General features: G+C 67.5%; 13 protein-coding genes. 3 read left to right on the top strand and 10 right to left on the bottom strand.

Going from position 1 to position 14,838, the window contains the following annotated elements; translation table 11 throughout:
- Positions 1 to 25 precede the first annotated feature (25 nt).
- The 7 genes from dxr to rpsB form a co-directional block, all read right to left on the bottom strand.
- Positions 26 to 1,222, bottom strand: a complete 1,197-nt coding sequence (gene dxr, locus CJ014_RS09430) for a 1-deoxy-D-xylulose-5-phosphate reductoisomerase (protein ID WP_100080224.1) — start codon at positions 1,220 to 1,222, stop codon at positions 26 to 28.
- A 17-nt stretch (positions 1,223 to 1,239) separates the two neighbouring features.
- Positions 1,240 to 2,103 carry a phosphatidate cytidylyltransferase gene (locus CJ014_RS09435; RefSeq protein WP_100080225.1) on the bottom strand — a complete coding sequence of 288 codons (864 nt, stop codon included), beginning with the start codon at positions 2,101 to 2,103 and terminating at the stop codon, positions 1,240 to 1,242.
- Positions 2,100 to 2,858, bottom strand: a complete 759-nt coding sequence (locus CJ014_RS09440) for an isoprenyl transferase (RefSeq protein WP_100080375.1) — start codon at positions 2,856 to 2,858, stop codon at positions 2,100 to 2,102. Before CJ014_RS09440 ends, CJ014_RS09435 begins: the two co-directional genes overlap by 4 nt.
- Positions 2,859 to 2,915: 57 nt before the next feature.
- On the bottom strand, positions 2,916 to 3,479 hold the full coding sequence (gene frr, locus CJ014_RS09445; protein ID WP_100080226.1) for a ribosome recycling factor: 564 nt from the start codon (positions 3,477 to 3,479) through the stop codon (positions 2,916 to 2,918).
- Positions 3,480 to 3,559: 80 nt separating this feature from the next.
- Positions 3,560 to 4,276: a UMP kinase gene (gene pyrH / locus CJ014_RS09450; RefSeq protein WP_100080227.1), complete on the bottom strand. Its 717-nt coding sequence runs from the start codon at positions 4,274 to 4,276 to the stop codon at positions 3,560 to 3,562.
- 301 nt (positions 4,277 to 4,577) lie between these two features.
- Positions 4,578 to 5,504, bottom strand: a complete 927-nt coding sequence (gene tsf, locus CJ014_RS09455) for a translation elongation factor Ts (protein WP_100080228.1) — start codon at positions 5,502 to 5,504, stop codon at positions 4,578 to 4,580.
- Positions 5,505 to 5,735: 231 nt separating this feature from the next.
- Positions 5,736 to 6,521: a 30S ribosomal protein S2 gene (gene rpsB, locus CJ014_RS09460; RefSeq protein ID WP_100080229.1), complete on the bottom strand. Its 786-nt coding sequence runs from the start codon at positions 6,519 to 6,521 to the stop codon at positions 5,736 to 5,738.
- Between the two features lie 295 nt (positions 6,522 to 6,816).
- Here rpsB and CJ014_RS09465 point away from each other — a divergent pair, with 295 nt between their 5' ends.
- From CJ014_RS09465 to CJ014_RS09475, 3 genes are all read left to right on the top strand, one after another.
- Entirely contained in the window at positions 6,817 to 7,326 is a 510-nt protein-coding gene (locus CJ014_RS09465; RefSeq protein WP_100080230.1) for a MarR family winged helix-turn-helix transcriptional regulator, read from the top strand.
- A gap of 119 nt (positions 7,327 to 7,445) precedes the next feature.
- Positions 7,446 to 8,498 carry an HlyD family secretion protein gene (locus tag CJ014_RS09470; protein WP_245427223.1) on the top strand — a complete coding sequence of 351 codons (1,053 nt, stop codon included), beginning with the start codon at positions 7,446 to 7,448 and terminating at the stop codon, positions 8,496 to 8,498.
- Positions 8,495 to 10,027: a DHA2 family efflux MFS transporter permease subunit gene (locus CJ014_RS09475; RefSeq protein WP_100080232.1), complete on the top strand. Its 1,533-nt coding sequence runs from the start codon at positions 8,495 to 8,497 to the stop codon at positions 10,025 to 10,027. The genes CJ014_RS09470 and CJ014_RS09475 overlap by 4 nt, the downstream gene beginning before the upstream one ends.
- A gap of 57 nt (positions 10,028 to 10,084) precedes the next feature.
- On the opposite strand, the gene CJ014_RS09480 is transcribed toward CJ014_RS09475, so the two are convergent.
- From CJ014_RS09480 to CJ014_RS09490, 3 genes are all read right to left on the bottom strand, one after another.
- Positions 10,085 to 10,693 carry an NADH-quinone oxidoreductase subunit E gene (locus CJ014_RS09480; RefSeq protein ID WP_100080233.1) on the bottom strand — a complete coding sequence of 203 codons (609 nt, stop codon included), beginning with the start codon at positions 10,691 to 10,693 and terminating at the stop codon, positions 10,085 to 10,087.
- A gap of 254 nt (positions 10,694 to 10,947) precedes the next feature.
- Entirely contained in the window at positions 10,948 to 13,392 is a 2,445-nt protein-coding gene (locus CJ014_RS09485; protein WP_100080234.1) for a BON domain-containing protein, read from the bottom strand.
- Positions 13,393 to 13,610: 218 nt separating this feature from the next.
- Positions 13,611 to 14,723, bottom strand: coding sequence for a porin (locus tag CJ014_RS09490; protein WP_165790805.1), 1,113 nt, complete (start codon positions 14,721 to 14,723; stop codon positions 13,611 to 13,613).
- Between the last annotated feature and the right edge of the window lie 115 nt (positions 14,724 to 14,838).

Consider the following 14,838-nt stretch of genomic DNA (forward strand, 5'->3'; position numbering starts at 1 on the left):
TCAGGCGGCACTTCGCCCCGCCACACTATAGGCAGGCCGAGGCGATCTTGCGAGCCCGGCCGTCGAGTTCCGTCGCGGCGGCGAGCGAGTCCGGCTCCGAAAGCCCGCCCTCCCCGTCAATCTTGCCGAGGGTCGCCTCGACGACGCGGGCGATGTCGAGAAAGCCGATTTGGCCGGCGAGGAAGGCTTCGACGGCCACCTCGTTGGCGGCGTTGAGCACGCAGGGCGCGCCGTCGCCGCGCCGCATCGCCGCCTCGGCGAGCGGCAGGCAGGGAAAGCGGTCGCGGTCGGGGGCTTCGAAGGTCAGGCTGCCGATCGCCGACAGGTCGAGCGGCTTCACCGTGGTCGGGCGGCGCTCGGGCCAGGCGAGGCAGTAGCCGATCGGCGTGCGCATGTCGGGCACGCCGAGTTCGGCCAGCAGCGAGCCGTCCCTGTAGCGGACGAGGCCGTGCACCACCGACTGCGGATGCACCAGCACCGAAAGCTGGTCGACGGAAACCGGATAGAGCCGGTAGGCCTCGATCAGCTCCAGCCCCTTGTTCATCAGCGTCGCCGAATCGATGGTGATCTTCGGCCCCATGCGCCATTTCGGATGGCGCAGCGCCATGTCGCGGGTGACGGCGGCGAGCTCGGACTTCGGCGTCCTCAGGAACGGCCCGCCGGAGGCGGTGACGATCACCTCGGAGACGGTGTCGGCGTTGCCGGCCTCGAAGACCTGGAAAATGGCGTTGTGCTCGCTGTCGACCGGCAGGATGCGGGTGCCGGCGCGCTGCGCCGCCGCCAGGAACAGCGGACCGGCGGAAACCAGCGTTTCCTTGTTGGCGAGCGCCAGGACGGGCGTGGCGCCGAGCGCGGCGAGGCTGGGCGCCAGGCCGGCGAAACCGACGATCGCCGAGACGACGATATCGGTCGGGCGGGCGGCGGCATCGGCCACCGCTTCGGCGCCCGCCGCCGCCTCGATGCCGGTGCCGGCGAGGCGGTCGCGCAGCTCGGCGTAGGCGGCGGCATCGGCGACGACCGCGACCCGGGCGGAGAAACGGATGGCGAGCTCGGCGAGCTGACGGGCGTTGCGACCGGCCGTGAGGGTCTCGATCGCGAAGCGGCCCGGCTCGGCGGCCACCAGGTCGAGCGTGTTGAGGCCGATCGACCCGGTGGCGCCGAGAATGGAAAGCCGTCTCGGTGCCGGGCTCACCGATGCGCCGGCACCGGGGCCCGCTGCCATGTTCGCTGTCATCGCTATCACCAGATGAGGAGGCCTTCGGCAATGCCTCCGCCCGCAAGCCAATCACGCCCAAGGCCGATGACGACGGCGACGGCCAAGGCTGCCACGAGGCCGTCGACACGGTCCATGATGCCGCCGTGGCCGGGGATGAGGACGCCCGAATCCTTGACGCCGAAATGTCGCTTCATGGCGGATTCGGCGAGGTCGCCCACCTGCCCGACGATCGACAGCAGCAAGGCGACGAGAACCAGCACTGCGCCGACGCCGATGCCGGCCGCCGCGGCCACCAGGCAGCCGGCAACGACACCGGCGATAGCGCCGCCAATGGCGCCCGACCAGGTCTTCTTCGGCGAAAAGCGCGGCGCCAGCTTCGGCCCACCGATCAGCCGGCCCGAGAAATAGGCGGCGGTGTCGGTTGCCCAGACGACGGCGAGCACGAAAATTACCGCCACGGCGCCGGTCGAGGCGAAGGTCAGCGTATCCGGTCCGCGCAGCGCCACGGCGGCGATCGCCGGCACGCCGGCATAGAGCACGCCGAGCGACAACCAGGCGACGCGCGGCTCGGTCACCCGCGCCAGCAGCAGCGCCGCCGCCACTAGCGCCGAAAAGCCCAGCGACTCGAGCGGCTCGTCGCCGGCCATCGCCACCGTCACGGCGAGAAAAGCCATCAGCGCCCAGGGGGCGGCACGGAAGGCGAACGGCCCGCTCATGGCCATCCATTCGCGCAGGATCAACACGGCGACCACCGCGGAAAGTGCCGCGAAGACCCAGCCGCCGGCCCACAGCGCGCCGACCGTCACGACGGCCAGCACGACGGCCGACAGCACCCTCGAAGCGAGCTCGGAGCCGGCCTTGCCAGGCGCGGGAGGCAGCGTGCTCATACGGCCTCGCCCTTCTGCGGCAATCCGCCGAAGCGTCGTTCGCGGCCGAGATATTCGGCGATCGCCCGATCGAAGGCGGCGCCGTCGAAATCCGGCCAGTAGTCCGGCACGAAGACGAATTCGGCGTAGGCCGACTGCCACAGCAGGAAGTTGGAAAGCCGCTGCTCGCCGCTGGTCCGGATGATCAGATCCGGGTCGGGCATGCCGGCGGTGTCGAGCCTGGTGGCGACGAGGTCGACGGTAATCTCCTCGGCCCCGAGCCGGCCGGCGGCCACCTCGCCGGCGATGGCCCGCGTCGCCCGGGCGATCTCGTCGCGGCTGCCGTAGTTGAAGGCGATCACCAGGTTGAGACCGGTGTTGCCGGCGGTCTTCTGCTCTGCCTCGATCAGCAGGGCGGCGATGTCGCCGGAGAGGTTGTCGCGGCCGCCGATGACGCGCACCCGGACGTTGCCACGGGTCAGCTCGTTGAGATCATGGCGAATGAAGAGCTTCAGGAGCCCCATCAGCTCGCTGACCTCGTCGGCCGGCCGCGACCAGTTCTCGGACGAAAAGCCGAACACGGTCAGCCATTCGATGCCGATCGCCGTGGCGTGCCTGACGACGTCGCGGATGGACTGCACGCCGCGCCGATGCCCCTCGGCGCGCGGCAGGCCACGCGAGCGCGCCCAGCGGCCGTTGCCGTCCATGATGATGGCGACATGGCGCGGCAGGCCCGCTTTCCGAGGCTTCTCCGCCGGCGCCGTTCCGAGCCGCATCATGTCCGACTTGTCCTCTCCAAAAGCCCGCAGATCCGCCAGCCAGCCCTCGCGGGATCAGACCTGCATGATCTCCTGTTCCTTGGCGGCCAGCATCCGGTCCGCCTCGGCGATCGCCTCGTCGGTGATCTTCTGCACGCGATCGGAATAGACGCGCAGGGAATCCTCGGAGATCAGGCCCTCTTTCTCGAGGTCCTTCAGCTCGTCGAGGCCATCGCGACGCACATGGCGGACGGCCACCTTGGTCGCCTCGACGTATTTGTGGGCGATCTTCACCAGTTCCTTGCGGCGCTCGGTGTTGAGCTCGGGGATCGGCAGGCGCAGCAGCGTGCCCTCGATGATCGGATTGAGCCCGAGGTTCGATTCGCGGATCGCCTTGTCGACGGCGTGGACCATGCCCTTGTCCCAGACCTGGACGGAAAGCATGCGCGGCTCGGGCACCGACACGGTCGCCACCTGGTTGAGCGGCATGGTGCTGCCGTAGGCGGCGACGACGATGGGATCGAGAAGGCTCGCACTGGCGCGACCGGTGCGGAGGCCGGCGAGGTCGTTCTTGAACACGCTGAGCGCGCCCTGCATGCGACGCTTCAGGTCGTTGATGTCGTAGTCTTCATCGGCCATCTTGCCAACCTTCCAGAACTGACCGGCGCCGTGCCAGCCTTTCGCCACCGACGGCGACGGGCGGCCGGCGCCCGCTGTTGTTACCCGTCGATAACGGTGCAGAGACCCTTGCCCTTCAGAACATTGACGAACGCGCCATGCTCGTGGATGGAGAACACCACTACCGGAATCTTGTTGTCGCGGGCAAGCGCAATCGCCGCCGCGTCCATGACCTGCAGGTTCTTCGAAAGAACCTCCTGATGCGTCAGGCGCTCGTAGCGGCGCGCGGTGGGATCCTTCTTGGGATCGGCGGTGTAGACGCCGTCGACCTGCGTGCCCTTGAGCAAGGCGTCGCAATCCATCTCGGCGGCGCGCAGCGCGGCGCCCGAGTCGGTGGTGAAGAACGGATTGCCGGTGCCGGCGGCGAAGACGATCACCTTGTTGGCGGCGAAGTGGCGCAGCGCCTCGCGCTGGGTGAAGGTTTCACAAAGCGCCGGAATGGCGATGGCCGACAGCACGACGGCCGGCGCGCCCAGCCGCTCGATGGCCGAGCGCATGGCGAGCGCGTTCATCACCGTGCCGAGCATGCCGAGATAGTCGCCGGTCGTGCGATCGCCGCCATCGGCCGCCACCGAGACGCCGCGGAAGATGTTGCCGCCACCGACCACCACGCCGACCTGGATACCCAGCCGATACGCCTCGACGATCTCGCCGGCCAGGCGATCGACCACCTTGGGATCGATGCCGAAGCCGCGATCGCCCATCAGGGCCTCGCCCGACAGCTTGAGCAGGACACGGCGATACTTGAGCTCGGTCATGGGCAAAACTCCGAATTTTCGAGAAAAAGCGATTCCGGGAAAGGGAAAGGATCCTAATCCGTTCCAACTAACCCGCATCGACGCCGATGGAAACCCCCATGAACGGCATAATCGCGGCGGCAGTCATGCGAGCCATAAGCAGATATGACAAGGGCGCCGAACCGGCCGGCGCCCTTGTCGAAATCAGCGGGAAGCCAGATCGCCGTGCGTCCTGACGGACGCAGAATGGCGATCCGGCCTTTTGCTATCGCATCGGAGCTTCCGAAAGCCGGAATCCACCTTTCGGTCCGATGCCGTGCGCTCAGCCCTGGCCGGCGGCGGCGGCCACTTCGGCGGCGAAATCGCTCTCGCCCTTGTCGATGCCTTCGCCGAGGGCGAAGCGCACGAAGCCGGTGACCTTGATCGGCGCGCCGACGGTCGCCTCGGCGGCCTTGACGGCGGCTTCGACGGTAAGGTCGGGGTTGATCACGAAGGCCTGCTTCAGCAGCGTCGACTCCTCGTAGAACTTGCGGATGCGGCCCTCGACCATCTTCTCGATGACGGCGGCCGGCTTGCCCGATTCCTTGGCCTGCTCGACGAAGATGGCGCGCTCGCGCTCGACGACATCGGCCGGGATCTCCTCGGCCGACAGCGCCAGCGGCGAGGTGGCGGCGACATGCATGGCGATCTGGCGGCCGAGCTTGACCAGCTCGTCGACGTTGCCCGTCGATTCGAGGGCGACGAGAACGCCGATCTTGCCGAGGCCGTCGGCGATGGCCGAGTGGATGTAGGTGGCGACGGCGCCGGCCGACACCTTGAGGGCGGCGGCGCGACGGAAGCCCATGTTCTCGCCGATGGTGGCGATCAGTTCCTTGACCTCGGCCTCGACCGAATGCGCCTTGCCCGGATAGGTGGCGGCGGCGATGGCGGCGGCGTCGCCCTCCTTCTCCACGGCGACGGCGGCCACGGCGCGCACCAGCGCCTGGAAGGCGTCGTTGCGGGCGACGAAGTCGGTCTCCGAGTTCACCTCGACGACGGCGGCGATCTTGTCGCCGGTGGCAACGCCGACCAGACCCTCGGCGGCGACGCGGCCGGCCTTCTTGGCGGCCTTGGAAAGGCCCTTGGCGCGCAGCCAGTCGATGGCGGCTTCGATATCGCCGTTGTTCTCGGCCAGGGCGTGCTTGCAGTCCATCATGCCGGCGCCGGTCTTGTCGCGGAGATCCTTCACCTGGGTGGCGGAAATGTTCATGTGATCCTCGTCTTTTCTCGTGAAACCTCGAACGCCGACTGCCGGATTGATAGCGGCCCGTCCTGACGGGCCGATGACCAAATGGCCGGGCGGCATCTCATGGCAGCAACCCGGCACCGGCAGGCATTTCCGGTTCAACCCGCCCGCCAACCGGCGGGCCTTTCAACAGGTCGGGCGGACCCTTCACGGATCCGCCCGAAAAGCGTCGGCAAGATCACGCCGAAGCGTGGATCAGGCGTTGGCCTCGGCGGCGACTGCGTCGTCAGCGAGCGCCGGCTCGTCGAGCGGCTGCTCGGAGGCGCCGATGTCCTCGCCCATGGCACCCATGGCGCGCGACAGGCCGTCGATGGCGGCGCGCGAGATCAGGTCGCAGTAGAGCGTGATGGCGCGGCCGGCGTCGTCGTTGCCCGGCACCGGGAAGGTGATGCCGTCCGGATCGCTGTTGGAATCGAGGATGGCGGCGACCGGGATGCCCAGGCGGCGCGCCTCGTCGATGGCGTTCTTTTCCTTGTTGGTGTCGATGACGACGATCAGGTCGGGCGTGCCGCCCATGTCCTTGATGCCGCCGAGCGCGCGCTCCAGCTTGTCGCGCTCGCGGGTCATCACCAGGCGTTCCTTCTTGGTGAGACGGGCCGACTGCTCGGAGTTCAGCGTCTCGTCGAGCTTGCGCAGGCGCTGGATCGAGCCGGAGATGGTCTTCCAGTTGGTCAGCATGCCGCCGAGCCAGCGGCTGTTGACGTAATACTGGGCCGAGCGGTGGGCCGCCTCGGCGATCTCGTCCTGGGCCTGGCGCTTGGTGCCGACCAGCAGCACGCGGCCGCCGCGGGCGACGGTGTCGGACACCGCCTTCAGCGCCTGGTGCATCAGGGGAACGGTCTGCGCGAGGTCGAGGATGTGGACGTTTGCGCGCGAGCCGAAGATGTAGGACTTCATCTTCGGATTCCAGCGGTGGGTCTGGTGACCGAAGTGGACGCCGGCCTCGAGCAGCTGGCGCATGGTGAACTCGGGAAGAGCCATGGGGTAGTACCTTTTTCCGGTTTGGCCTCCGCGGGAGGAATCAGCCAGGGCAACATTGCCAGGACCGACCGGAGGGAACGCCAAGGCGCACCCGCGGCTCCCGCGTGTGGAATGGCGCGGGATATAGGGGAAACGGCCGGGCATGGCAAGGGCCAACGGTCATCGGATGCTTCGCAAAGGCGCCTTTTCCGCCCAATGGCCCTATGAGGCCCGCCGCCGTGCGGCTCACCTTTAATTTACCTAACTTAATATACTGACTATTATCATAAGCACGCTTATCATATATACCGCCGGCATGAGCAACTGGACACCCACCGTCGGCGGCCTGATCCACGAGATCGACCGTCTCGTGAAGAAGCGCTTCGACCGCTTCGCCGAAACCACCGGCATGTCGCGCGCCCAGTGGCAGGTGCTGGCCCGCGTCGCCAAGCGCCAGGGGGTCAATCAGGCCACACTCGCCGATCTCGTCGGCGTCGAGCCGATCACCATCTGCCGCATGGTCGATCGCCTGGAGGCGCTCGACCTCGTGGAACGGCGGCCCGACCCCAACGATCGCCGCGCCCGCCTGATCCACATGACCGAGGCGGCGCGCCCCGGGCTCGAACGGATGAAGGGAGTGGCGCAGGCGCTGTTCGCCGAGGCCCTCGATGGCTTCACGCCGGAAGAGGAAGCCACCCTTTTCCGCCTGCTCGGGCGCATCCACGCCAACCTTCTCGCCGATACCGACGAGGAGCAGACCACGCCGTCTCCCATGTCGACCGATGATAGCGAAGCCGTCCGGACCGAGCCGGACCAGAAAGACTGACCAGAATGTCCGATAGCCAACAAACGACGCCCGCCCCCGCTTCCGCTCCGACCCCTGCTCCTGCTCCGGCCGCCCCTTCCCGCCGGCCGCGCCGGCGCGGCCCCCTCCGCTACCTCCTGATGGCCGCCCTGCCGCTGGCGCTCGTCGCGGCGGGCGGCTGGTACTGGGTGACCGGCGGCCGCTGGGCTTCCACCGAGAATGCCTACGTGCAGCAGAACAAGGTGCTGGTCGCCCCGGAAGTCGAGGGCCGTATCGCCGAGGTGCGGGTTGGCCAGAACCAGACGGTGAAGCCGGGCGACGTGTTGTTCCGCATCGACGACGCGGTCTACCGGATCGCCCTCGAGAAGGCCGACGGCGCGGTGGCGCTCGCCCGACTGCAGGTGGAGGAATTGCGCACCCGCCTCAAGGACGCCGAGCTCAAGGCCGACACGGCGCGCAATACCCTCGCCTTCCAGGAGGTGCAGTTCGGCCGGCAGGACAAGCTGAGGCGGACCGGCAACACCACCGAGGCGCAATATGACAGCGCCCGCCACGATCTCGACCTTGCCCGGCAGGCGGTCGCCGAAGCCGAACAGGGGGTGGCCGACGCGCTGGTCGCCCTCGGCGGCGACGCCGACATCGAGACCGACAAGCATCCGTCGGTGCTCGGCGCCCTCGCGGCGCAAAACAGCGCCCGGCTCGATCTCGAGCGCGCCGTGGTGCGTGCGCCCACCACCGGCACGGTCAGCCAGGTCGCCAACCTGCAGGTGGGCCAGTATATCGGCAGCGGCAGCCCGGCGATGGCGATCATCGACACTACCAGCACTTGGGTGGAAGCCAATTTCAAGGAAACCGACCTCGGCCACATGCGCGCCGGCCAGACCGCCGAGCTGACGCTCGACGCCTATCCCGACGTGACGATCAAGGGCCACGTCGAGAGCTTCGGCGGCGGCACCGGCGCCATCTTCTCGCTGCTGCCGGCCCAGAACGCCACCGGCAACTGGGTGAAGGTGGTGCAGCGCGTGCCCGTCCGCATCACTCTCGACGAGCCGACGTCGCTGCCGCTGAAGGCGGGCCTCAGCGTCGGCGTCGACGTCGACACCGGCTTCGTGCGGCCGTTGCCGGCCTTCCTGCGCACGGCGCTCGACACGCTCGGCCTCGGGGCCTCGCCGGAGAAACTCGCCGCAAAATGACCCCGGCCGAACTCACCGACGTACCGCACCGCGGCCTTCTGTCGATCGCCACCATGCTGGCGGTCATCATGCAGGTGCTCGATACGACGATCGCCAACGTCGCCCTGCCGTCGATGCAGGGCAGCCTCGGCGCGGCGCAGGACACCATCAACTGGGTGCTGACCTCCTATATCGTCGCCTCGGCCATCGTCATGCCGCTGACCGGCTGGATAGCCGACGCCATCGGCCGCAACCGGCTGTTCCTGATCTCGGTGGCCGGCTTCACCCTCGCCTCCTGCCTGTGCGGCATGGCCGGCAGCCTCACCGAAATGGTGGCGTTCCGCGTGCTGCAGGGCATCTTCGGCGCCTCGCTCGCCCCCCTGTCGCAGGCCGTGCTGCTCGACATCAACCCGCGCGAACGGCATGGGCAGGCCATGGCCCTCTGGGGCGCCGGCATCATGGTGGCGCCGGTCCTCGGCCCCACGCTGGGCGGCTGGCTGACCGACAGCTTCGACTGGCGCTGGGTGTTCTACATCAACGTTCCCGTCGGCCTGCTGGCCTTCCTCGGCATCGCCTTCACCATGCCGGCGTCGCCGCGCCGCCACCGGTCGTTCGACTTCGTCGGCTTCGCCTTTCTCGGCCTGTTCGTCGGCGCCCTGCAACTGATGCTCGACCGCGGCGAACAGCTCGACTGGTTCTCGTCGCCGGAGATCATCGTCGAGACGGCGCTGGCCGCCGCCGCCCTCTGGTGCTTCATCGTCCATTCGGCGACCGCCGAGCATCCTTTCATTCCGCCGCAGATCTTCCGCGACCGGAACTATGTCGCCGCCAGCATCTTCACCTTCGCCATCTCGGTGGTGCTGCTGGCGACGACGGCGCTTCTGCCGCCGATCCTGCAACGCATCATGGGCTTTCCGACGGTGACCACCGGCCTCGTGCTGGCGCCGCGCGGCATCGGCACGATGATCGCCATGCTGCTGGTCGGCCGGCTCCTGCGCTTCGTCGATCCGCGCCTGATCATCGTCGTCGGCCTCGGACTGACCGCCTGGGGACTGTGGGGCATGACCGGCTTCACCCCCGACATGGATTCCTGGCCGATCATCTATACCGGCGTGGCAATGGGCTTCGGGCTCGGCCTGGTGTTCGTGCCGATGTCGACGGTGGGCTTCGCGACGCTGCCGCCGCAGCTCAGAACCGAGAGCGCCGCGCTCTACAGCCTGGTGCGCAACATCGGCTCGTCGATCGGCATATCCATGGTCTCGGTGGTGCTGACCCGGAATATCCAGGTCAATCATGCCGAGCTCGCCGAACGGCTGACCGCCTTCTCGCCCGGCGTCGACGCGGCCGCGCATGCCGTCGGGATGAACGCCAGCTCCAGCCAGTTCGCCGGAGTTATCGATCAGATCACCACGCTTCAGGCGACGATGATCGCCTATGTCGATGATTTCAAACTGATGATGTACGTATCGCTGGCCGCCCTGCCGCTGGTGTTCCTGCTTCGCAAGCCGAGGACGATAGCGCAAGGACCGGTCATTCCCGACGCCGAATGAGACAGGCGGCGGCTTCGGTTCACCGACGTGCTCCGGGACCTTGCGACCGCGGAGAGGTCAGAACTCGGCGGTCCCGTCCCCGTCGCCGGATGCCAGCGCCTTGGCCTGGCCGATCCAGTCCTCGCGCTCGATACGGCCGGGGAAGGCCAGATAGGCGCCCACCCAGCGGGCCTCGGCCGGCGTCCAAGCGGCAATCTGGTCGAGATGGTAGATACCGAGTGCGTTGAGCCGTGTCGCATTCTGCGGGCCGATGCCGCGGATGCGCCGGAGATCGTCGGCGCCGCCGGGGCGCGGCCCCGGCAAGGCCGGCGGCCGCTCGCCGAGCCGGTCGGCGGCGGCGATACGGTCGAGGCCCGCCGATACCTCGGCGGCCGGCCCGGTCAGCGCCTCGGCGACCGAGGGCGCGGCGACCGGCACATCTCCGGATGTGGCCGGGGCGGCCGTCTCCGGCTCCGTCGCCTCCAATGACGGGGCCTGCTGCTCGGCTTTCTCCCTATCGTCGCTCATGTCGGCTTCGGCCGCCTCGGCCGCCGCCATCACCTCGGCCAGGCGTTCGCTGCCGACCGTGCGGCGGCCAAACCATTGCTTGACCAGGACACCGACCAATATGCCGGCGCCGACGGCGATCGCCGTCAGGATGAAGGTCTCGATGATCAGAATGGCCATGGTGAACCCCACTGGGAGGAAAGCGACCTGTCGACCGGATTGCCGTGCGCCCCGACGGACGCGGAGTGGCAATCCAGTCCATTGTTATTGCCTCGGAATTTTCGAAAACTGGAGTCCACTTTTCGGTCCGATGCTCCAATGGTCAAGCCTCGATGCGGTCGGAGCCGAACCAGCCGATGACCAACCCGGCTATGAAAGCGATCAGAAGATACGGCCAGAGCGTAAGGACGAGATAGAGCATCAGGACCTCCTGGTCAGGGCGCTGCCGGGGTGATGGAAAATCCATCCGCCGTGCCGGTGGCGCCGCTCGCCGTCAACCGGCCGGGATCGATGCCGATCTCCGCGAAGGCGCCGGCCACGTTGCGGGCGCGTGCCTCGCCGAGCGCCCGAGCCCGCGCCGCGTCGGCTCCGCCTGCCGTTGCCGTCAGCACGAAACGGGCGGCGGGGCAGCGGAGCACCAGCGCACCGAGCCGGTCGATGCCCCCCCGGCTGTCGGCGGCAACCGTCGCCGCACCGTTGTCGAAGCGAACGGGGGTTCGGGCGAGCACGGCTTTAATCGCCTCGCCGCAAGCGGCCGCCTCGAGTGGCGGCTCGGCCGGCACGGCGTTGACGGCGACCTCGAGTGTAAAGCCGGCAGGCACCGCCGTCGACAGTTCCGAGGGCAGGCGCGCCGCGCCGGCGGCGGTGAAAGCACTGCCCGTCACCTTGATGGCGCTTCCCTCGACGCTGACGTTGCCCTTGGCAAGAAGCGACGCGGCCCGGATGGCAAACAACGCGACATCGCGGGCGCCCTCCGGCGCGCTCTTGACCACCTCCGACGAATCGAGAATATCCGCCTTGCCGAACGCCCGATCGGCGGCGTTCCTCAGCGCCTTTCGCATGGCCTCGTCGGCGAGATCGCCATCGAGGGTCACCGTATCGAGCCCGCGCTCGACAAAAAAGCGGAAGGCGGCCGGCGCCGAAATCTCCGAGCTGCCTTTGACGACGCCGGCCGGCAGGCTGTCGAGCTCGTTGCCGACCATTGCACTGGCCTCCGCCGTTGACGCCTTGCCCGTCACCGACAAGGTATTGCCGACGAAGCGTACCTCGCCGACATCGAGTTCGGCCAGGATCGCCGCCGCCTTGCGCGACACGGCGACGAGGTCGATGGCGGCATCGAGGCCGGCGCCGAGACCGGACCGGTCGACAAGGCCAAGCTCGCCCGACGAACCGTCGACGACGGCCCGGATGGCGGCGCGCGTGGCTTCCGAAGGGGCGGACCCGGCGATGGTGAGCTGTTCGGCGTCCTTGGTCATCGACCAGACATAGGGGGTAATTGACGGCGGCGTGACGCCGTTGCCGACGTCATAGCCGGCCGGCGGATTGGCGATGGCCGCTTCCAGCTCGAGAAAGTCGCCGGAAGTCGCCGCCGTGCCCGACAGCGTCAGATGGGTGCCCGACAGGAGCGCGGTTCCCTCGTCGAGCTTGGCAAGCAGGCCGATCGCGAACCGGGCCGCCGCGCCAAAGCCGGGAGGGGCGCCGTCGGCCAGCGTCGTCTCGACCACCGGTTCGCTATCGCCCTCCTCGTTACCGGCAATCGCCTGAGCCGCCTCGGCAATATCGCTCTCGGCGTCGTCCGTCGGCACGAAGCCGGTCACCGTCACGCGGCCATGACTTTTGGAGACGGTCAGCGTGAACGGCTCGACGATCGGCAGGGCAATGGACTTCTGCAGAACGAAGCCCGGCGGATTCCAGGTCTCGAGATAGGCGTTGAGCGTTCGATAGGCCTCGGGGCTGGCGGCCCGGCCGGATACGACAAGCAAGCGGTCATTGAGGGCGATATGCGCCGAGGCCAGAAGATCGAGGTAATCCGCCGCCGCCTCGGCGGTTTCGGCAAAACCAGCCGGCGCACCCGCCGCATAGTCGAGGTTGTCGAATACGTTGCGGGGCCCGATCGCCTGTCGAACCACGTCGAGCACAGCATCGCGCGTCGCCGGATCCGGCACGAAACCGGATACCGTGACGCCATCGTCATCGCGGTCGATCGACCAGACGAAGGGCGAGGCCAGCGGCCGCGACACCTTGACGGCCGCCACGCTGTAGCCTTCCGGCAGCGCCGGGGCGAACGCCGTCAGCCGATCGTAGGCGGCGTTGCTCGCCGCCTCACCCTCGATGGTCACGACCCTATCGGTCAGTGTCGCCTTGCCGCGCGAGAGGAGAGCCGGCACGCCATAGAGCGCCCGCATGGCGTCGAAATAGCGATCGTCGGCCTTGCCGCGCGCCAACAGACTATGATCGGCGATACCGAGCCCCGGCGCGGCGGCCGCCAGGGCGCCGAAAATGCGCGCCCTGTCCGGCAGCGACGGCACGGCGCCGCTCAGCATGATCGTATCGCCGTTGCGCTCGAGCGTAGTGACATAGGGGCTGATTTCGGGCAGCAATCCAGCTGCCGAGGCATCGACCGCGCGAACCCCGTAGAGCCGGCCCAACCGCTCGATCGCCAGCCGGCGATTCTCTTCCGATGGCGCATCGCCCCGCAGGTAGACGTCGCGGCCACGAATATCGACGGACGCCCAACTGGTCGCCTCGCCGGACAACACCTGTCCGGCACGCGTCCCGAGATCGACGGCGATGTCCGTCGTCCTGGTGATAAGCGCCGCGGCCGTGACGGCGACCGCCGCCGCCACGCCAAGTATCGCCGAGATCTGCCAGCGAACCATCTTCCCGCCTCCGGAAGCCCGGACGCCACCCGTCCGTTCGCGGCAATGAGAATACGAAAGGGCATTTGCGAAAAGCAATTACCCGCGGAACACAGTCGTCAAACAAATGAACGATAAGGCAAAAAAGTCGTCGCTTGCGGAAACCGGGTCCGCAACCTCTCAAAAAGAAAAGGCCCGGACGAGCCGGGCCTTTTCCTCAAACCCCGAAGGGAATGATATTACCACACGCGGACGAGGCGGGTGACAGCGGTGAACTGGTTCCAGTCGTCCTGAGAGGCGTAGTCGAGTTCGCCCTGCAGGTTGAGGCCCGGGGCCAGCTCGTAGTCGACGCCGACGTTGGCGTAGATGAGGTCATCAGCAAACTTGCCGACATCGGGATTGGCCGTGGTACCACGATTATAAGTAACCCCATCGACGATCTGGTAGCGAACACCGGCGTAAACAGCCAGCGGATCGCTGAACTGATACGAGGCGGCAATGGCCAGGTCGGTGACGTTCTCAGCACGGAAACCAGCGATGTTGGCCAGGTTGACGCCGTCGCCACCATCCTGGTAGGCAGCCCAGACGCGCAGCGACAGCTTGTCGACCAGCTTCAGGTTGGCAGTGGCCTTGACACCCCAGATGTCGCCATCCACACCCAGATCGTCGTCGTAGGAGCGATAGATGCCCGACACGTCGAAGCTGCCCCAGGACTGGCCGGTAATACCGATGATGCCCGAGGCCTGGTACTCGGCCTCTTCACCCGACTGCCAAATATAGGGGCGGTTGAGCGTATCCTCTTGCGTGTCGTTATTGCCATAGAGACCGGCGCCGATGAAGAAGCCGCCGCCGAGGTTGTCGACCAGAACGCTGGCGCCGGTGGCGGTGTAGTCGCCAGGCTCCCAGGTCGAGTCGTTGATGCCATAGAGGCCGTCGCCGTTGGCGACTTCGTCCTGACGGCCGACCGTCACGTAGCCGACCTGGATGAACGCCTGGTTGGCCAGAATATCGCGCGTTTCGTCATCAATACCGATTTCGAAGTACGAGCGGACCACGCCGATATCGGAGGCCGTACGGGCATCGAAGCCGACGTAGGCATCGGTGCGCATCCGAACAGTGTCGCGGCCGTTGTTCAGGTCGCCACCGTTGTTGGTGTAGGTGACGCCGGCACGAACGCGGCCCTTGACGCGCAGGCAGGTCTCGGTGCCGGGGATGTAGAAGAAGCCGGCGCCGTAGGCGTCGCAAACCTTCACGTAGTCAACAGCGACCGGGGCGGCTTCGCCCGGCAGGTCGGCGGCGTAAGCACCCGTGGCGACCATCAGGCCGGCGGCGGTGCCGAGCAGCGTCTTCATGTTCATTTCCTGACCTCCAAAGTCATCTAGAGAAAGAACCCTTCCCTGCCTGACAACAAACGGCCTGACCGTTATCATCGCTGGCGTGGAACCGGTTCCGGTTCTTTGCCGCCTT

Origin of the sequence: Pleomorphomonas carboxyditropha (genome assembly GCF_002770725.1) — a bacterium.
Classification (GTDB): domain Bacteria; phylum Pseudomonadota; class Alphaproteobacteria; order Rhizobiales; family Pleomorphomonadaceae; genus Pleomorphomonas; species Pleomorphomonas carboxyditropha.

Excerpts from the sequence above, each read along its gene's own strand:
- tsf (WP_100080228.1), bottom strand. The coding sequence starts at position 5,504 with ATGAACATTTCCGCCACCCAGGTGAAGGATCTCCGCGACAAGACCGGC.
- CJ014_RS09480 (WP_100080233.1), bottom strand. The coding sequence starts at position 10,693 with ATGGCCATTCTGATCATCGAGACCTTCATCCTGACGGCGATCGCCGTC.
- CJ014_RS09435 (WP_100080225.1), bottom strand. The coding sequence starts at position 2,103 with ATGAGCACGCTGCCTCCCGCGCCTGGCAAGGCCGGCTCCGAGCTCGCT.
- CJ014_RS09485 (WP_100080234.1), bottom strand. The coding sequence starts at position 13,392 with ATGGTTCGCTGGCAGATCTCGGCGATACTTGGCGTGGCGGCGGCGGTC.
- frr (WP_100080226.1), bottom strand. The coding sequence starts at position 3,479 with ATGGCCGATGAAGACTACGACATCAACGACCTGAAGCGTCGCATGCAG.
- CJ014_RS09490 (WP_165790805.1), bottom strand. The coding sequence starts at position 14,723 with ATGAAGACGCTGCTCGGCACCGCCGCCGGCCTGATGGTCGCCACGGGT.
- dxr (WP_100080224.1), bottom strand. The coding sequence starts at position 1,222 with ATGGCAGCGGGCCCCGGTGCCGGCGCATCGGTGAGCCCGGCACCGAGA.
- CJ014_RS09440 (WP_100080375.1), bottom strand. The coding sequence starts at position 2,858 with ATGCGGCTCGGAACGGCGCCGGCGGAGAAGCCTCGGAAAGCGGGCCTG.
- CJ014_RS09465 (WP_100080230.1), top strand. The coding sequence starts at position 6,817 with ATGAGCAACTGGACACCCACCGTCGGCGGCCTGATCCACGAGATCGAC.
- CJ014_RS09470 (WP_245427223.1), top strand. The coding sequence starts at position 7,446 with ATGGCCGCCCTGCCGCTGGCGCTCGTCGCGGCGGGCGGCTGGTACTGG.
- pyrH (WP_100080227.1), bottom strand. The coding sequence starts at position 4,276 with ATGACCGAGCTCAAGTATCGCCGTGTCCTGCTCAAGCTGTCGGGCGAG.
- CJ014_RS09475 (WP_100080232.1), top strand. The coding sequence starts at position 8,495 with ATGACCCCGGCCGAACTCACCGACGTACCGCACCGCGGCCTTCTGTCG.
- rpsB (WP_100080229.1), bottom strand. The coding sequence starts at position 6,521 with ATGGCTCTTCCCGAGTTCACCATGCGCCAGCTGCTCGAGGCCGGCGTC.